General features: G+C 66.4%; 16 protein-coding genes and 1 pseudogene. 13 read left to right on the top strand and 4 right to left on the bottom strand.

What is annotated here, in order from left to right; genetic code table 11:
• The first annotated feature begins 86 nt into the window (after positions 1 to 86).
• The 9 genes from ACYQ8K_RS07580 to ACYQ8K_RS07540 all read left to right on the top strand — a co-directional run bounded on the left by ACYQ8K_RS07580 (position 87) and on the right by ACYQ8K_RS07540 (position 10,034).
• Positions 87 to 752 (top strand): TetR/AcrR family transcriptional regulator, encoded by a 666-nt coding sequence (locus ACYQ8K_RS07580; RefSeq protein WP_459967860.1) that lies wholly within the window; start codon positions 87 to 89, stop codon positions 750 to 752.
• 10 nt (positions 753 to 762) lie between these two features.
• The gene (locus ACYQ8K_RS07575; protein WP_459967859.1) at positions 763 to 957 is read left to right on the top strand and encodes a ferredoxin; all 195 of its coding nucleotides are present in this window, start codon (positions 763 to 765) and stop codon (positions 955 to 957) included.
• 1 nt (position 958) lies between these two features.
• Entirely contained in the window at positions 959 to 2,215 is a 1,257-nt protein-coding gene (locus ACYQ8K_RS07570) for a cytochrome P450 (RefSeq protein WP_459967858.1), read from the top strand.
• A 153-nt stretch (positions 2,216 to 2,368) separates the two neighbouring features.
• The gene (locus tag ACYQ8K_RS07565) at positions 2,369 to 3,430 is read left to right on the top strand and encodes an amidohydrolase family protein (RefSeq protein ID WP_459967902.1); all 1,062 of its coding nucleotides are present in this window, start codon (positions 2,369 to 2,371) and stop codon (positions 3,428 to 3,430) included.
• Positions 3,430 to 4,674, top strand: coding sequence for a M24 family metallopeptidase (locus ACYQ8K_RS07560; protein WP_459967857.1), 1,245 nt, complete (start codon positions 3,430 to 3,432; stop codon positions 4,672 to 4,674). Before ACYQ8K_RS07565 ends, ACYQ8K_RS07560 begins: the two co-directional genes overlap by 1 nt.
• On the top strand, positions 4,664 to 5,791 hold the full coding sequence (locus ACYQ8K_RS07555) for a M24 family metallopeptidase (RefSeq protein ID WP_459967856.1): 1,128 nt from the start codon (positions 4,664 to 4,666) through the stop codon (positions 5,789 to 5,791). Before ACYQ8K_RS07560 ends, ACYQ8K_RS07555 begins: the two co-directional genes overlap by 11 nt.
• A gap of 2 nt (positions 5,792 to 5,793) precedes the next feature.
• Entirely contained in the window at positions 5,794 to 6,792 is a 999-nt protein-coding gene (locus ACYQ8K_RS07550) for an enoyl-CoA hydratase/isomerase family protein (RefSeq protein ID WP_459967855.1), read from the top strand.
• Positions 6,789 to 9,218: a CaiB/BaiF CoA transferase family protein gene (locus tag ACYQ8K_RS07545; RefSeq protein ID WP_459967854.1), complete on the top strand. Its 2,430-nt coding sequence runs from the start codon at positions 6,789 to 6,791 to the stop codon at positions 9,216 to 9,218. Before ACYQ8K_RS07550 ends, ACYQ8K_RS07545 begins: the two co-directional genes overlap by 4 nt.
• Positions 9,219 to 9,224: 6 nt before the next feature.
• Positions 9,225 to 10,034, top strand: coding sequence for an SDR family NAD(P)-dependent oxidoreductase (locus ACYQ8K_RS07540; protein ID WP_459967853.1), 810 nt, complete (start codon positions 9,225 to 9,227; stop codon positions 10,032 to 10,034).
• On the opposite strand, the gene ACYQ8K_RS07535 is transcribed toward ACYQ8K_RS07540, so the two are convergent.
• On the bottom strand, positions 10,031 to 10,870 hold the full coding sequence (locus tag ACYQ8K_RS07535; RefSeq protein ID WP_459967852.1) for an SDR family NAD(P)-dependent oxidoreductase: 840 nt from the start codon (positions 10,868 to 10,870) through the stop codon (positions 10,031 to 10,033). The genes ACYQ8K_RS07540 and ACYQ8K_RS07535 overlap by 4 nt on opposite strands.
• An 85-nt stretch (positions 10,871 to 10,955) precedes the next feature.
• On the opposite strand from ACYQ8K_RS07535, the gene ACYQ8K_RS07530 reads away from it, so the two are divergent.
• Both ACYQ8K_RS07530 and ACYQ8K_RS07525 read left to right on the top strand, forming a co-directional pair.
• Entirely contained in the window at positions 10,956 to 11,447 is a 492-nt protein-coding gene (locus tag ACYQ8K_RS07530; RefSeq protein ID WP_459967851.1) for a MarR family winged helix-turn-helix transcriptional regulator, read from the top strand.
• A 17-nt stretch (positions 11,448 to 11,464) separates the two neighbouring features.
• Entirely contained in the window at positions 11,465 to 11,881 is a 417-nt protein-coding gene (locus ACYQ8K_RS07525; RefSeq protein ID WP_459967850.1) for a DUF5313 domain-containing protein, read from the top strand.
• Positions 11,882 to 11,884: 3 nt separating this feature from the next.
• Here ACYQ8K_RS07525 and ACYQ8K_RS07520 read toward each other — a convergent pair whose 3' ends face one another.
• Both ACYQ8K_RS07520 and ACYQ8K_RS07515 read right to left on the bottom strand, forming a co-directional pair.
• Complete coding sequence (locus ACYQ8K_RS07520) at positions 11,885 to 12,733, bottom strand: mycofactocin-coupled SDR family oxidoreductase (protein ID WP_459967849.1); 849 nt, start codon at positions 12,731 to 12,733, stop codon at positions 11,885 to 11,887.
• Positions 12,734 to 12,971: 238 nt separating this feature from the next.
• Complete coding sequence (locus ACYQ8K_RS07515; protein ID WP_064951226.1) at positions 12,972 to 13,622, bottom strand: TetR/AcrR family transcriptional regulator; 651 nt, start codon at positions 13,620 to 13,622, stop codon at positions 12,972 to 12,974.
• A 240-nt stretch (positions 13,623 to 13,862) separates the two neighbouring features.
• Here ACYQ8K_RS07515 and ACYQ8K_RS07510 point away from each other — a divergent pair.
• Positions 13,863 to 14,480 (top strand): annotated as a pseudogene (locus ACYQ8K_RS07510) (acyl-CoA dehydrogenase family protein); the annotation flags it as partial.
• A gap of 144 nt (positions 14,481 to 14,624) precedes the next feature.
• A complete protein-coding gene (locus ACYQ8K_RS07505; RefSeq protein WP_459967901.1) occupies positions 14,625 to 15,050 on the top strand; it encodes an acyl-CoA dehydrogenase family protein in 426 nt (141 codons plus the stop codon).
• Between the two features lie 8 nt (positions 15,051 to 15,058).
• Here ACYQ8K_RS07505 and ACYQ8K_RS07500 read toward each other — a convergent pair whose 3' ends face one another.
• Positions 15,059 to 15,328 (bottom strand): DUF4190 domain-containing protein, encoded by a 270-nt coding sequence (locus ACYQ8K_RS07500; protein WP_459967848.1) that lies wholly within the window; start codon positions 15,326 to 15,328, stop codon positions 15,059 to 15,061.
• Between the last annotated feature and the right edge of the window lie 34 nt (positions 15,329 to 15,362).

The following is a 15,362-nucleotide window of genomic DNA, read 5'->3' as shown; positions in this document are numbered from 1 at the left end:
AGGGCACGGCGGGCGCGGGGCCCGTGGCGGCCATCAATTTAAATCAATCGCTTGACTTAAACTGGGCCAAGAGGTTGACTGATCCAATGACCACCGTCGGCCGGACGGTTCGCACCGAGCGGGCCAGTTCCACCCAAGAGGCGATCCTGGTGGCGGCCGAGCGCCTGTATGCCGAGCACGGCATGTTCGCGGTGTCCAACCGGCAAGTCAGCGAGGCCGCGGGCCAGGGCAACAACGCTGCCGTCGGGTACCACTTCGGCACCAAGGCCGACCTGGTGCGTGCGATCGAGCAGAAGCACCGCGGGCCCGTCGAGCACCTCCGTGAGCGGATGGTGTCCGAATTGCTCGACACGGGCGGTTCGACCGAAATGCGCAACTGGGTGGCCTGTTTGGTGCGCCCGCTCACCGATCATCTGGACGAGCTCGGCAACCCGACCTGGTACGCGCGTTTCGCCGCGCAAGCCATGACCGATCCGGCCTACTACAACATCATCGTCAAGGGCGCGCTCAGCTCCCGGTCGCTGGTCCAGGTGGTCGAGGGCATCAACCGCTGCCTGCCCGAACTTCCAGTCGAAGTGCACTTCGAGCGCAACATTATGGCCCGAAACCTGTTGATGCACACCTGCGCCGACCGTGAACGCGCGCTTGCCGCGGGCGCGGTGACGTCTCATCGTTCGTGGCGGGCCGCGGCATCCGGGCTCATCGACGCGATCGTGGGCCTGTGGCTGGCGCCCGTGACGGCGTACGAGTAAGGACTCGAAGATGAAAGTGACTGTCGATCAAGATATTTGCGCTTCTTCGGGGAACTGCGTGATGAACGCGCCCGACGTTTTCGACCAGCGCGATGACGACGGCGTCGTCGTCCTGCTCAACCCCAACCCAACACCCGAACAGGCCGAAGGGGCGCGGCGGGCGGCGGCGGCCTGCCCCGCGCTTGCCATCCACATCGAGGAATGACATGTCAGACACAATGACAAGCACCGCGACAGCGCAGACCTCCGATATCCCGGACTACCCGATGGCCAGGGAGCCACGCTGCCCGTTCGCGCCGCCACCAGACGTCATGGCGCTCGCCGCGGCCAAGCCGCTGTCCCGGGTGCGGATCTGGGACGGCAGCACTCCGTGGCTCATCACGGGCTACGAGCAAGTGCGCGAACTGTTTTCGGATTCGCGGGTCAGCGTCGATGACCGCCAGCCCGGCTTCCCGCACTGGAACGAAGGCATGCTCTCCACGGTGCACAAGCGCCCGCGGTCGGTTTTCACCGCCGACGGCGAGGAGCACACCCGATTCCGGCGCATGCTGTCGAAACCCTTCACGTTCAAGCGAGTCGAGAACCTGCGCCCGACCATCCAGCGGATCACCGACGACCACATCGACGCGATCCTCGCCGGACCGCGGCCCGCCGACCTGGTCGCCGCGTTGGCGCTGCCGGTGCCGTCGCTGGTGATCAGCCAGCTGCTGGGCGTTCCCTACGAAGACGCCGACATGTTCCAGCACCACGCCAACGTCGGCCTCGCGCGTTACGCCACCGGTGAGGACACCGTCAAAGGCGCGATGAGCCTGCACAAGTACCTCGCCCAGCTGGTCGAAGCCAAGATGGAGAATCCGGCCTCGGATTCCGCGCCAGACGCGGTGTCCGACCTCGCCGAGCGGGTGAAGGCCGGCGAGCTCAGCGTCAAGGAGGCCGCCCAGCTGGGCACCGGCCTGCTGATCGCCGGGCACGAGACCACCTCCAACATGATCGGGCTCGGCGTGCTCGCCCTGCTGGAAAACCCCGACCAGCTGGCCGTCATCCGCGACGCCGAAGATCCGAAGGTCGTCGCCAGCGCGGTGGAAGAACTTTTGCGCTACCTCAGCATCATTCAGAACGGTCAGCGCCGCGTCGCGCTCGAAGACATCCACATCGCCGGCGAGACGATCCGTGCCGGCGAGGGCATCATCATCGACCTTGCCCCGGCCAACTGGGATGCGGACGCCTTCGCTGAACCGGACCGCCTCTACCTGCATCGCTCGGGAGCCGATCGCAATGTCGCCTTCGGCTACGGCCGGCACCAGTGTGTGGGACAGCAGCTGGCGCGCGCCGAGCTGCAGATCGTCTTCCACACGCTGGCCCGGCGCATTCCCACACTGCAACTTGCCATTCCGATCGAGGAGGTTCCGTTCAAGGACGACCGACTCGCCTACGGCGTCTACGAACTGCCGGTGACCTGGTAGCCCAGCTCGCTACTTATCAAAACTGCGGATCCGAATGGAGGGTCAACGATGACGACTCAAGCAAGCACGCTCTACCCGCCCGGAGGTTATGGCGCTCCGAAGGATCGACGGGGCCACGCCGCGGGCAGCGACGTCGGTCTGCCGCAGGGGACCGTGGTCTTCTCGGCCGACAACCACATCTCGTTGGCGGATGACATCTTCTACCAACGCTTTCCCGACGATCTGAAGGACAAGGCGCCGCGGATCTGGTACGAGGACGGCGCCTACCAGGTCGGCCGCAAGGGACAGTCGTTTCTGCCGGGCGACTTCAGCGCCGTGCTGATGCAGTACGACGACCTGCCCGGCGCCGCCAGCACCAACATCGAGGCCCGGATCCAGGAGCTGCACGACGACGGCGTCGAAAAGGAACTGGCGTTCCCCAACGCGGTGCTGGCGCTGTTCCACTACCCGGACAAGCAGCTTCGCGAACTCGCCTTCCGCATCTACAACGAATACATCGCCGAGCTGCAGGAACGCTCGAACGGCCGCTTCTACGGCGCGGGCCTGATCAACTGGTGGGACCCACAGGGCACGCGGAAGACGCTGGAAGAACTGAAGTCCCTGGGCCTCAAGACCTTTCTGCTTCCCCTGAACCCGGGCAAGGATGACGACGGCAACGTCATCGACTACGGCAGCACCGCGATGAAACCCGTCTGGGACGAGATCGAGGCCGCGGGCCTTCCCGTGACCCACCACATCGGCGAGACCCCTCCGAAAACCCCCTGTCAGTTCAACAGCGTGGTGGTCGGCATGATGATCAACATCGACGGCTTCCGCGAGCAGTTCGCCAAATACCTCTTCACCGGGATTCTCGATGATCATCCTGGGTTGCGAATCGGCTGGTTCGAAGGTGGGATCGCCTGGGTACCTTGGGCTTTGCAGGACGCCGACCACCTGATGGGGTCGTACCAACACATGTTCAACCGGACGCTCGAGCACGAACCGCGCTACTACTGGGACACCCACATGAGCGCATCCTTCATGGTCGACCCGCTGGGCCTGCAGCTGATCGACCAGATCGGCGTGGACAAGGTGATGTGGTCCAGCGACTACCCGCACAACGAGAGCACCTATGGCTATTCCGAGAAATCGCTGAAAGCCGTTGTGGACGCGGTGGGGCCGGAGAACGCGGTGAAGATCGTCAGCGACAACGTCACGAACTTCCTGGGACTGTAGTGACGACGTTCGCGCAACTGGACACCAACACCGGCAACGGACTGGTGATCCCGGAAACAGCCGACCTGGCCCGCTTGCGCCGCGAGACGGGGGCCCGGCTGCGTTCGGCGATGGCCGAGCGCGGGGTCACCGCGATGATCCTGCTGGGCAACAACGCGGTGGTCTACGCCACCGGGGCCAGCTGGCCACTCGGCGACGCCGGATTGTCCTACGTCGAACGGCCGGTGGCCGTGGTGCTCGCCGACGACGAGTGGCCGCACCTGTTCCTGCCCTTCCGCGAGGGAGCGGCGCAGGAATCGGACCTGCCCGCCGACCACCTGCACGGTCCGGTGTATCTCGAATTCGACGAGGGCGTGCGGCATTTCGCACGTCAGCTGGCCGGGCTCGTTCCGGCCAACGCGGTAGTCGCCGTCGACGAGTTCACCGGCGCCATGTCGCGTGCCGCGAAGCTCCTGTTCCCGGGCGGTGCGCCCGTTGACGCCGCGGCCATCGTCGGCGCCGCCAAGTCGGTGAAGACGCCGGACGAATTATCGTGCATGCGCACCGCAATCCGGATCACCGACGAGGCGATGGTCGAGGTTCAGAAGAGCCTCGCCCCCGGAATCCGGCAAATCGATTTGTCGGCAAGCTTTTTGCGTCGTGCCTTCGAGCTGGGCGCCACGGCCAGCATGCTCGAGCCGATCTGGCAGGTGATGCCGCCGAGCAAGGCCGAGGGAGTGTGGACCACCCACGGCGATTTGGCGCTGCCGCTGCTGACCACCGAGCGCGAGCTGGCCGAAGGCGACGTGCTCTGGACCGACGTCAGCATCACCTATCAGGGCTACTGCTCCGACTTCGGGCGTACCTGGATCGTCGGGCGGGACCCGTCGCCTCGTCAGCGGGCGCAATTCGACAAGTGGTTCGAGATCATGAGCGCGGTGCTCGGGGTCGCCAAGGCCGGCGCCACCGCGGCGGACCTGGGACGGGCCGCGATCAAGGCGAACGGCGGCGCCAAGCCGTGGCTGCCGCACTTCTACCTGGGCCACGGCATCGGGGTCAACGCCGCCGAAATGCCGATGATCGGAACCGATCTCGGGCAGGAGTTCGACGAGAACTTCGTCTTGCAAGCCGGGATGGTGCTCGTGTTGGAGCCCGTGGTGTGGGAGGACGGCACCGGCGGCTACCGCAGCGAAGAGGTCCTGGTGATTACCGAGGAAGGCTGGATCCGTTTGACCGACTACCCCTATGACCCCTATGGCAACTGAAGTCCTGCCCGACGAGCGCACGCTGCGTTCGGGGCGCCGCCAGCGGGCGCTGGCTCAGATGGCGGCACACGATCTCGACATCCTGGTGCTCGGCCGCCAGGCCAATGTCCGTTACGTCACCGGGGCGCCGCAGCTGTGGGTCGCCGGTACCCGGCCGTTCGGCCCGACCTGCGTGCTGGTGCGTGAGACCGGCGCCGTGCACCTCCTCAGCACCTGGGACGAGGGCGTTCCCGAGGACATCCCTCACGAGAACCTCTACGGCATCTCGTGGGACCCGATGAACACGATGTCCGCCCTGCAGCGCGTCGACGGCGCGGCGACCGCGCAGCGCGTCGGAACCGACGCCCTCTCACCGGTTTTCGCGCAACTCCTGCCCACCGCGTTTCCGAACGCACAGCTGGTCGACGGCGAGCTCGCCATGCGGGCCGCGCGCCGGATCAAAACGGACGAGGAGATCGCCGCGCTGCGCGAGTCCGTCGCGGTGGCCGAGGCGGCCCTGGCGGCCGCGGTCTCCGAGTTGCGGCCGGGCGTAACCGAACAGGCGCTGGCCGGCGTCTTGCTCGAGGCCTCCGCAGCCGGCGGTGTGAGCACACCGTCGAATCAAGATGTCGCATGGGTGACATCGCGCACGCACCCGTGGCGGCGCGCCCACGGCGACGGCCGTATTCAGGACGGCGACCTGGTGGCATTCTCCGCCGGCGTGCTGGCGGGAGGCTACGTCGGCGAAGTGGGTCGGACCTGGCCCGCCGACAACCGACACGCGCCCGACGGCGCCACCGCCCTGCGCGGGCGATGGGAAAGCCTGTGGGACAAGCTGATTGCGTCCTGCCGGCCCGGTGCGGGCGCGAGCGAACTGCTCGAAGCCTACCGGGCCGCGGGCGAGCCCGAGCCGCCGATGCCGGTGGCCCGCGGCCTGGGCATGGGGTTCGACCCACCCGTCGTCTCCAAGCACCTGCCTGCCACCGCGGCCGACGAACGTCTGGAACCCGGGATGGTGCTGGCCGTGACGGGCTACGTGTGGGAAAAAGGAGTCGGCGCGGTATTCGGGCGAGAAGCGGTCCTGATCACCGCGGACGGCCCGGAAGTGCTCACCGCGAGCCCGTTCTGGCAGCCCTAGCCATGCCCGAGCCCTCGGAGCCGGCGGCCGAAGAAATCATTCGGTACCACAAGGACGCCGCGACGCGGATCGCCACGATCACGTTCGACCGGCCGGACCATCTCAACGCGCCTACGGTCGCCGCACGCCTGCGCTACGCGGATTTGTTGCACCGGGCCGGCATTGACGACGACGTCAAGGTTCTGGTGGTCCGCGGAGCGGGCGACGACCTTGGTTCGGGTGCGGACCTGACCGAGGTCATGCGGATGCGGGACGCGAAGGACCAGAGCCCGCGCCTGGCCGAATACCGGATCGGCGTCGACGAAGTCCGATACCCGCCGCAGGGTTCCTTCCGCAACGGCGCCACCCTGGGCCAGTGGTACGCGAACCCCAATTCGGGCATCCGCGGCCTGCAGGACTTCAAGAAGATCTCCATCCTGGAAGCCAAGGGCTATTGCTACGGCTGGCACTTCTACCAGGCCGCCGATGCCGATCTGGTCATCTCCAGCGACGACGCGCTGTTCGGACATCCGTCGTTCCGGTACTACGGTTGGGGTCCCCGGATGTGGTGGTGGGCGCAGACCATGGGCATTCGCAAATTCCAGGAAATGGTATTCACCGGAAGGGCTTTCACCGCCGCCGAGATGTATGACTGCAATTTCCTCAACAGTGTGGTGCCGCGCGACGAGCTCGAGGCGGAGGTGGAGAGGTATGCGTTGGCCTGCGCGAGTAACCGCCCCACCGACACGGTGTTCATGCAGAAGGTCTTCTTCGAGATCATGAAGCAGTTCCAGGGCGAATACCTGGGCAGCATGCTCAGCGGCGTCTTCGAGTCGATGGGCTCCCACGTGCGCCCGGATGGCGGCGATGAGCTGATGCTGGACGACGCGATGAGGCGGGGCCTGGGCGACGCGGTCAAGGACAACGACGACAAGTTCCCCGCCGAATGGCGGCTGAGCAAGAAGGCGCGCAAGAAGGCCCGTGCCGACAAAGACGCCAAAACAAAGAAAAAGAAATCATGACGCCACACCGCGTCGAACCGCCACTGGACGGCTATACGGTGATCGACTTGTCCACCGGTATAGCCGGCGCCTACTGCACCAAGCTGCTCGCCGACGGCGGTGCCGACGTGGTGAAAATCGAGTCACCCGAGGGCGATCCGCTGCGCCGGTGGTCCGCATCGGGCGCCACCATCCCGGCCGGCGGCGACGGCGCCCTATTCAGCTTCCTGGCCGGGGCGAAACATAGCGTCGTGGCCGATGCCGCCGACGAGGCCGATGCCGAACTGGTGAACCGGCTGCTCGCCTCCGCGGACGCGGTGGTGTGGTCGGCCGGCTCGAAAGTGGCCGAGCATCCGGACTTTGCGCCGGACGCCATTCACCGTCGCCACCCCCATCTCACCGTCACATCGATCACGCCGTTCGGGCTGGAAGGTCCCTGGCGCGACCGCGCCGCGACCGAGTTCACCCTGCAGGCGTGGTCGGGAGGGGTCGTCGGGCTCGGCCGCGGCGAGCAGGAGCGTCCGCCCGTCTTCGTCGGCGGTCAGGTCGGCGAGTACCTGGCCGGCGTCTACGCCAGCGCGGCCACCCTGGCGTCGCGGTGGCGCCGAATCGACGGCGGGGCAGGCGAATTGCTGGACCTGTCGATGCTCGAGACACAGATCCTGTGCCTCACCTATTACCCGGTGTCCTACTTCGAACTGCTCGGACGGCCGTGGCGCGACATGCGACGGCCGACGATTCCGGGGGTGGCCCAGGCCAAGGACGGGCTGGTGGATCTCGGCTGCGGGACCGCGCAGCAGTGGTTCGACCTGTGTGCGATGGTCGGCCACCCGGAGTGGATCGATGAGGAATCGCTGCTGTCGATCACCGAGCAGGCCAACATTCACGCCGAGGAGCTCTTCGCCTGGCTGGCGGAGACCCCGGTCGACGAAATCCGGGAACTGGCCTCGGCCTTCCGCATTCCCAACGCGCCGGTAGCCAACGGCGCCAACGTCACGTCCCTCGATCAGTTCGTGGCGCGCGATTCGTTCGTGCGCAATCCGCGCGACGGCTTTCAGCAGCCGAGCCACCCGTATCGTATGCGGCCCGCGCAACTGCGCCCGGCGCAGCCGGCGCCGCGGCTGGGTGAGCACACCGAGCGCTACCGCGGCGCACCCCTTACGGCGCGGCCTGCGCCGACCGGAGTGGCGAAAGCGCTGCCGCTCAACGGTATTCGGGTACTGGACATGACGATGTTCTGGGCGGGGCCGAGCTGCACCCATTCGCTGGCCCTGCTCGGGGCCGAGGTCATCCACGTCGAATCCACCCGCCGCCCGGACGGCGCACGCATGATCGCCGGCATACCGATCACCGAGGACCAATGGTGGGAGAAGTGCCCGATCTTCGAGGCCCTCAACACGAACAAGAAGGGCCTGACCCTGGACCTGCAGAGTCCGCGCGGCCGGGAGTTGCTGCGGGAGCTCGTCGCGACGTGCGACGTCGTGGTGGAGAATTTCACGCCGCGGGTGCTGGATCAGATCGGGCTGGATTTCGCCACGGTGCAGTCGATTCGGCCGGACATCGTGATGGTGCGGATGCCCGGCTTCGGCCTCGAAGGCCCGTGGCGGGACAACCCCGCTTTCGCGTACGTCATCGAATCCGCGTCCGGCCTGAGTTGGCTCACCGGCTACCCGGATCGAACGCCGTATGACCCGTATTCGATCGGTGACGCATGCGCGGGTGTCCACGCACTCAACGCGATACTGATCGCGCTCGAGCACCGGCGCCGCACGGGTGAGGGCGTGTTCATCGAGGCGGCGATGGTCGACGCCGCCCTGAGCATCGCCGCCGAGCAGGTCATCGAGTACACCGCGTACGGTGCGCTGCTGCAGCGGGCCGGCAACAGGGGGCCGACCGCCGCGCCGCAAAATCTCTACCTCAGCGCCGACGCCGACGAATTCGGCCGGCTCGACAGCTGGGTCGCCATCGCGGTGGCCACCGACGATCAGTGGGACGGTCTGTGCCGTGCACTCGGATCACCCTCCTGGGCAACCGATCCCAAGCTCTCTACCGCATCCGGCCGGCGCGCACACCACGATGCGATCGACGAGCAACTCGCGGCCTGGTGCGAGCACCGCAGCCGCGACGAAATCGTCGCAACCCTGTGGGGCGCCGGTGTGCCGGTCGCCAAAGTCATGCAGCCACATCGTCAAACCGAACTGGAACAGTTGGCGTTCCGGGATTTCTTCGAAGTGGTCGACCATCCGGTCAACGGCCCGGCTAGGCTCAGCAGCGTGCCGATGAGGTTTTCAGCCGGGCCCCACAAGTTCCACACTGAGCATGCGCCGCTGCTGGGGCAGCACAACCACGAACTACTGTCCGGCCTGGGCCTGTCCGATTCGGAGATCGCCGGCCTGGAAACCGACGGCGTGATCGGCAGGGCTCCGGCCATGCGCACGAGTAGCTGATCGGCCATGGCGATCGATCCCTCGAACATTCTGCTCACCAGCCGGGTGGCGGTGGTTACCGGTGGGGGAGCCGGCATCGGGCGCGGCATCGCCGCCGGGATGGCGGCATTCGGTGCCCGGGTGGCGATTTGGGAGCGCGATCCGCACACCTGTGCGCAGGCAGCCGAATCCATTGGCGCCCTGGGCATCGTCACCGATGTCCGAGACAGCGAGCAGGTCGACGCCGCGCTGCAGCGGACCATCGCCGAACTCGGCGCCCCCACGATCCTGGTCAACAACGCCGGCGGCGTGTTCTCCTCGCCGTTGCTGGAGACCAGCGAAAACGGTTGGGACGCCTTGTATCGCGCCAACCTGCGCCACGTGCTGCTGTGCAGCCAGCGGATCGCCCGGCAGATGGTGTCCGCGAACATGCCCGGCAGCATCATCTCGCTCACCTCGATCGAGGGCGTACGAGCAGCACCGGGCTACGCGGCCTACGCCGCGGCCAAGGCCGGTGTCATCAACTACACGAAGACCGCGGCGCTGGAACTGGCCCCGCACAACATCCGGGTCAACGCGATAGCGCCGGATATCACGCTCACCGAAGGTTTGGCGAACCTCGGCGGCGACGCCGCGACGGCCGCCATGGGCGACATAGTGCCGCTGGGACGTCCCGGCCATGTCGACGAAATCGCCAGTGCCGCGGTGTTTCTGGCCTCTAATATGTCGGCCTACCTGACCGGCCAGACGCTACACGTCGACGGCGGCACCCAGGCCTCCAGCGGCTGGTATCACGACCCGCAGACCGGCGACTACCGGTTGGGGCCGGCGAGCTAGTGCGTCCAGCCCTCGGCGGCCTGTTCGTCGAAGGTGCGGTCGATGCGCTCGAACCTGCGCTTGACCGACGCCCGGGCCGCCTCGTGCGGCAGGATGTACAAGCGGTTGGCCAAAATCGCGTCGGCCGTCAGCCGAGCCACGCCATCGACCGACACCGTGTCGTCCTGCGTCGGCGGGAGCTGTCCGAAGCCGCTCGTCAGGTCGGGCGCTGTGGCGAGCCCGTCATCCGCGCCGCGAATGCGTTCCGAGTTGGCGACCAACCCCGTCTCGATGACCATCGGGCAGAGCACCGAGACGCCGATGCCATGGTCCCTGACCTCGCGGGCCAGCGTCTCGGCCAGCCCGACGACGCCGTACTTGGCAACGCCGTATGCGCCGAGGCCGGCGTTTGGCACCAGCCCCGCAAAGGAAGCGGTGAACGCGATGTGGCCGCCGTTGCCCTGCTCGATCAACTTCGGCACGAAGGCCTCGACGGCGTGGATCGAACCCCACAAATCGATATCGATGACCCAGCGCCAATCCTCGTGCGTCATCGCCGCGAGCGGCCCGGCGACGACGATGCCCGCATTGCTGAAGACGACATCGACCTGACCCAGCAGCCGGAAGGACTCGTCCGCGAGGTGAACCATGTGATCGAGATGCCGCACGTCGCACGTCACCCCGTGCGCGTCGAAGCCCTCGGCCGTCAGCTGCGCCACGGCTCGCTGCAGCGCGGCCTCATCGACGTCCGCCAGGACCACGCGGGCCCCGCGGCGGGCGAATTCGGTGGCGGTGGCCAGACCGATGCCGCTCCCACCTCCGGTGATGACTGCCCCGCGTCCCTCGAAACCGTCCATGGATTCCGAGCGTATTACTCGCGCGGGAAACGCTGTGAGAGACATCATGTAGATAGGGCACTAACTATTAGGGCACCATACAAATATGGCCGCTCCGACTGCGCGCGACATCGACCCCCTGGCTCTTGAACGCCAGGTGTGCTTCGCGCTGGCGACGACCAACCGGGCGGTCCTGGCGGTGTACCGCCCGCTGCTGGAGCCGCTCGGCCTGACCCATCCGCAATACCTGGTAATGCTGGCGCTGTGGGATCACCGCAAAAACCCCGCGGCGGATCAGTTTCCGTTGTCGGTCAAGCAGATCGCCGCCGCGTTGCAGCTGGATTCCGCCACGCTGTCGCCCATGCTCAAGCGCCTGGAGGGGCAGGGGCTGATCACCCGTGCCAAGAACGCGGCCGACGAGCGCACCACCGACGTGATGCTGACTCAGCGCGGGATCGCCTTGCGGGAGCGAGCGGTTGAGATTCCGCCCGCGGTGGTGGCGCGTTTGGGTGTCGAGCTGGCCGAACTCGAGAACCTGCATCGGGTCCTCACTCGTATCAACGCCGCCGCCGTGGCGGCCGGCGCATTGCAATCCTGACACCCCGAGGAGCCATCGTGACCGACGCGAAACCCAATCTCTGGCAGCGGATCGGCTTTTCCTACGGCCGGCGACTGCCCGACTCGATGCGCACCTGGGTGGCCCGAGATCTGGCGGGGGAGGGAGCGATTCGGCGGCACATGATCAGATGGGCGATACCGCCCCTGCTGGTGCTCGCTCCGTTCTGGCTGCTGCCCGCGTCGCTCTACGTGCACACGGAGATGACCGCGCCGCTCTACATCTGGGCCCTGCTGATAACTCTTGCCCTGAACAAGGTTTGGCGCCGGTACCGGCTCGCGGTCCATGGGCTGGATCCGAACCTGGTCGACGTGATCGCCCGCCGGAAGCAGGCCCGGATGCACGAGGACTACATCGCCCGCTACGGGCCGCGACCCGAATCGGGCGAATGGCAGTCCAACAGCAGCCCCTTCTAGCGGCTACTTCAGGCAGCTGCCCGCGTCGATGGGCAGCGTCACGCCGGTGATGTAGCGGGCTTCGTCCGAGGCGAAGAACAGCACCGCGTTGCTGATGTCGATCGGCTCGACCCAGGGGATCGGCAGCGTGTGGAACAGCTGGCAGATCGGCGCCATGTCGTCCGGGCCCGGGTTTTCCAGATCCGGACGGAACATCTTGAAAGTGCCCTCGTTGTGCAGCATGGGCGTCTTGACGTGGGTCGGGTGCACGGAGTTGACGCGAATCATGTGCTGTCCCAGTTCAACTCCGAAGGCACGCATCAGCCCGACGACGCCGTGCTTGGCCGCGACGTAGTGGCCGGTGTGGGGGTAGGCCTTGAGCCCGCCCACCGAGCTGGTCAGGATGATCGAACCGCCGTTGCCGCCCGCGATCAGGTGTGGCACACCGGCTTTCACCGTCTTCCACACACCCGCGAGGTTGATGTCGATCATCTCGGTCCAGTCTTCTTCGCTGGTCTTGTCCAAAGTCTCGCCGCCGTTGCCGATTCCGGCGTTGGCCACGATGATGTCCAGCCGGCCGAGCTGCTCGACGCCGGTGTCCACCGCCGCCTTGAGCGCATCGAAGTCGCGCACATCGACCTCGGCCGTGAAGATCCTGCGGTTGTGCCCCTTGACCAGGTCGGCGGTCTCGGCGAGGTCTTCGGGCGTCGACGCCGGGATCGCGGTGTCCACCACGCCCTCGCGGATGGGCTTGCAGATGTCGACAGCGATGATGTCGGCACCCTCCTGGGCCAACCGCACCGCGTGGCTGCGGCCCTGACCGCGCGCCGCTCCGGTGACGAAAGCGACTTTGCCCTCAACACGTCCGGTCATGGCTACCTCAACTCCTGACTTGATCCGATCGGCATGCCTCAGCGGGGAGCAAACGTGTTCCACGGGCCCGCGGGTCTTGCCGCCCTTGAACTCTGTCATTCGGCCGTCGCGGGTGTCAATGACGAATCCGTTTCGGCTATCTCCGGTTCTAGATATTAGAGAATCTCATTCTCACCGGCAAACGGCGTGCGCTATTTGCTCATCGCGAGATGAGGGGAGTGGGGAGTGCTCGGATGTACTACGCGACGAATCCGCGTGAGCAGAAGTCCCATACTTCTTCGGCGGTGATGGGGTGCATCGTGGCGTCGTCGGGCCCGCCGCTGGATTGCGCGATGAACATGACGGTCTGCATGGTCATGGCGGCCACCCGCTTGGGATTGATGGTGGTGCGCAACTTGCCGGCGTCGTGAGCCGCGTCCATCAGCTCCGTTAGCAACGCGAGCAGGGGCGCGTGAGCGACCTTGACCTCGGCGGGATGGGTCACCAGCAACCGTGGAGCAAAGTCGGTGAACAGGGGGCGCTTGGCCGTGGGGTCCGGGCGGGACGCCTCGTAGAGGAGCTGGACCGCGACCTGCAGCCGCTCCAGGGGATCGGCTTGGCTCTCGGTGGCGGCGCGGATCTGGTCGGCCGATCGGCTCAGGGCGTCCTCGAAGAGCGCCAGCAGCAACTCGTGCTTGCCGTCGAATTGCAGGTAGAAGCTGCGCAGCGACTGCCGGGAGCGGTCGACCACCTCCTGCACGGTAAAGTCTGTGCTGCCCTTTTCGATGATGATGGCCTGGGCCGCGTCGAGGAAGCGCTGAACACGTTGCGCCGCGCGCAGTTTCGCAGTCTTGATGGACCGCTCGACGGCACGCTGCTTCCAGGCCGGCTCTTCACTGGGATTGGTCACGGCCGGCTCGGGTGATTGCCGCGAGGGGAGAACATGATTGGACTCTACCGGAGAACGCCGTGACATCGCTGCGCTCGACCCCCTCACGGATCACGTGTCGGAGATTGTAACTTTCTTACCACGAGAATACTATTCTCTTAGACGTGTGTATGGAAGCGTAATCGTAAGAGTGAACCCCGTCGTCGGCGGAAACCCGAATCTACCGACGGCGCGGCGCTCGAAATCATCCCGGGAAGTGCCGTGCAGCTGACGTTTGACGCCGAGGTGGAGGCGTTCCGAGCCGAATTCGTGGCTTTCCTCGACGCACATCTGCCTGCCGAGGCCGAGGCGCTGGTGCGGCCGCAGTCCAGTTCGGACATTCCGGAGTGGGCCCGCCGCTGGCAACGCCTGCTGTTCGACAGCGGATGGCTACAGCCCGGCAACCCGCCGGAGTTCGGCGGGCGCAACGCCACGCTGTTGCAGCAGTACGTGTACCAGGAGGAGCTGTCCCGCCGACGCATCTATCAGAGTTTCAATCCGCAGGGCGTGGGCATCATCGCCGCCTCATTGCTGTCGTTCGGCACACCCGAGCAAAAGCAGCGTTGGGCGATGCCGATCCTGCGCGCGGAGATCACCGCATCGCTGGGGATGAGCGAACCGGGCGCGGGCTCGGATCTCGCGTCGCTGAAGACGCGCGCGGTGCGCTCGTCTGATTCAGAAGGCGACCACTTCGTCGTCAACGGCCAAAAGGTGTGGACGTCGGGCGCCCATCACGCCGATGTGTTGCTGACATTCGTGCGCACCGACCCGGACGCGCCAAAACACAAGGGTATCAGCGCTTTACTGATCCCGACCGACACCCCCGGCGTGGTCCGTCGCCCCTTCGCGTCGGTGGGCGACATCGAAGACGTCGACTTCAACGAGGTCTTCTTCACCGACGCGCGGGTGCCGGCCGAGAACTTGGTGGGGGAACTCAACGCCGGCTGGCGCGTCGCGACCGGTTCGCTCGGCCGCGAACGCGCAATGCTGTGGCTGGATTACGCGGACATGTTGCACGCGTTGACCGTCGAGTCCAGGCCCGCTGGGTCCGTGCAGCGGGATCACTACGCGACGCTGGTGATGGATTTCTACGCGATGCGGCTGCTGGGGTCGGCGACGCTGGCCAAGGCCGCGCGCGGCGAGGAGGACGTGCCCGCCCAGTCGGTGCTCAAGCTGCTCGGCTCGGAGGCGATGCAACGCGCCAGCGAGGACGCGCTGGCCGCCAAGGACGGCGACGGATTGGCACTGCGTGCGGTCACCGCTCCGTTCGCGCCGCTCAATCTGGACAGTCACTATGGCAGCTGGTTCGACCGGTACACCCGGACCTTCGCCGCGACGATCGCCGGCGGTACGTCGGAAATCCAGCGCAATATCATCGCCGAACGCGTGCTCGGCCTGCCGCGCAATTGAGCTGTGCGTCAGTGATTCCGGGCGTCCAGCTGGGCATAGTAGCCGATGGCGACGAGACCCGCGACTATCGCGATCGCCCCTAACACCATGCCGGCGAGGGCGGTTCGTGGGTTGTTCGCCTCCCCGCGGGCGACCCTTCGGCGGGCGATATCGCCCGTCACCACCGCAGCGATGCCGAAGGGCACTCCGAGCAGCAACCAGCAGGTGAGGAGCCCGACCAGGCCGAGCAGCAGCGAGGCGACGCCGAACTGGTTCTGCGGTGCGTCGGGGTGACTCATTACGTCCCAACCTCCTCGGGCTGACGGCCGGCGC

The sequence above is a fragment of the Mycobacterium sp. MUNTM1 genome, from assembly GCF_054660795.1.
The sequence above is the reverse complement of the archived record's forward strand: the minus strand, read 5'-3'. Positions and strand labels throughout refer to the sequence as shown.

Excerpts from the sequence above, each read along its gene's own strand:
- ACYQ8K_RS07580 (WP_459967860.1), top strand. The coding sequence starts at position 87 with ATGACCACCGTCGGCCGGACGGTTCGCACCGAGCGGGCCAGTTCCACC.
- ACYQ8K_RS07575 (WP_459967859.1), top strand. The coding sequence starts at position 763 with ATGAAAGTGACTGTCGATCAAGATATTTGCGCTTCTTCGGGGAACTGC.
- ACYQ8K_RS07570 (WP_459967858.1), top strand. The coding sequence starts at position 959 with ATGTCAGACACAATGACAAGCACCGCGACAGCGCAGACCTCCGATATC.
- ACYQ8K_RS07555 (WP_459967856.1), top strand. The coding sequence starts at position 4,664 with ATGGCAACTGAAGTCCTGCCCGACGAGCGCACGCTGCGTTCGGGGCGC.
- ACYQ8K_RS07550 (WP_459967855.1), top strand. The coding sequence starts at position 5,794 with ATGCCCGAGCCCTCGGAGCCGGCGGCCGAAGAAATCATTCGGTACCAC.
- ACYQ8K_RS07545 (WP_459967854.1), top strand. The coding sequence starts at position 6,789 with ATGACGCCACACCGCGTCGAACCGCCACTGGACGGCTATACGGTGATC.
- ACYQ8K_RS07540 (WP_459967853.1), top strand. The coding sequence starts at position 9,225 with ATGGCGATCGATCCCTCGAACATTCTGCTCACCAGCCGGGTGGCGGTG.
- ACYQ8K_RS07535 (WP_459967852.1), bottom strand. The coding sequence starts at position 10,870 with ATGGACGGTTTCGAGGGACGCGGGGCAGTCATCACCGGAGGTGGGAGC.
- ACYQ8K_RS07530 (WP_459967851.1), top strand. The coding sequence starts at position 10,956 with ATGGCCGCTCCGACTGCGCGCGACATCGACCCCCTGGCTCTTGAACGC.
- ACYQ8K_RS07520 (WP_459967849.1), bottom strand. The coding sequence starts at position 12,733 with ATGACCGGACGTGTTGAGGGCAAAGTCGCTTTCGTCACCGGAGCGGCG.
- ACYQ8K_RS07505 (WP_459967901.1), top strand. The coding sequence starts at position 14,625 with ATGCTGTGGCTGGATTACGCGGACATGTTGCACGCGTTGACCGTCGAG.
- ACYQ8K_RS07500 (WP_459967848.1), bottom strand. The coding sequence starts at position 15,328 with ATGAGTCACCCCGACGCACCGCAGAACCAGTTCGGCGTCGCCTCGCTG.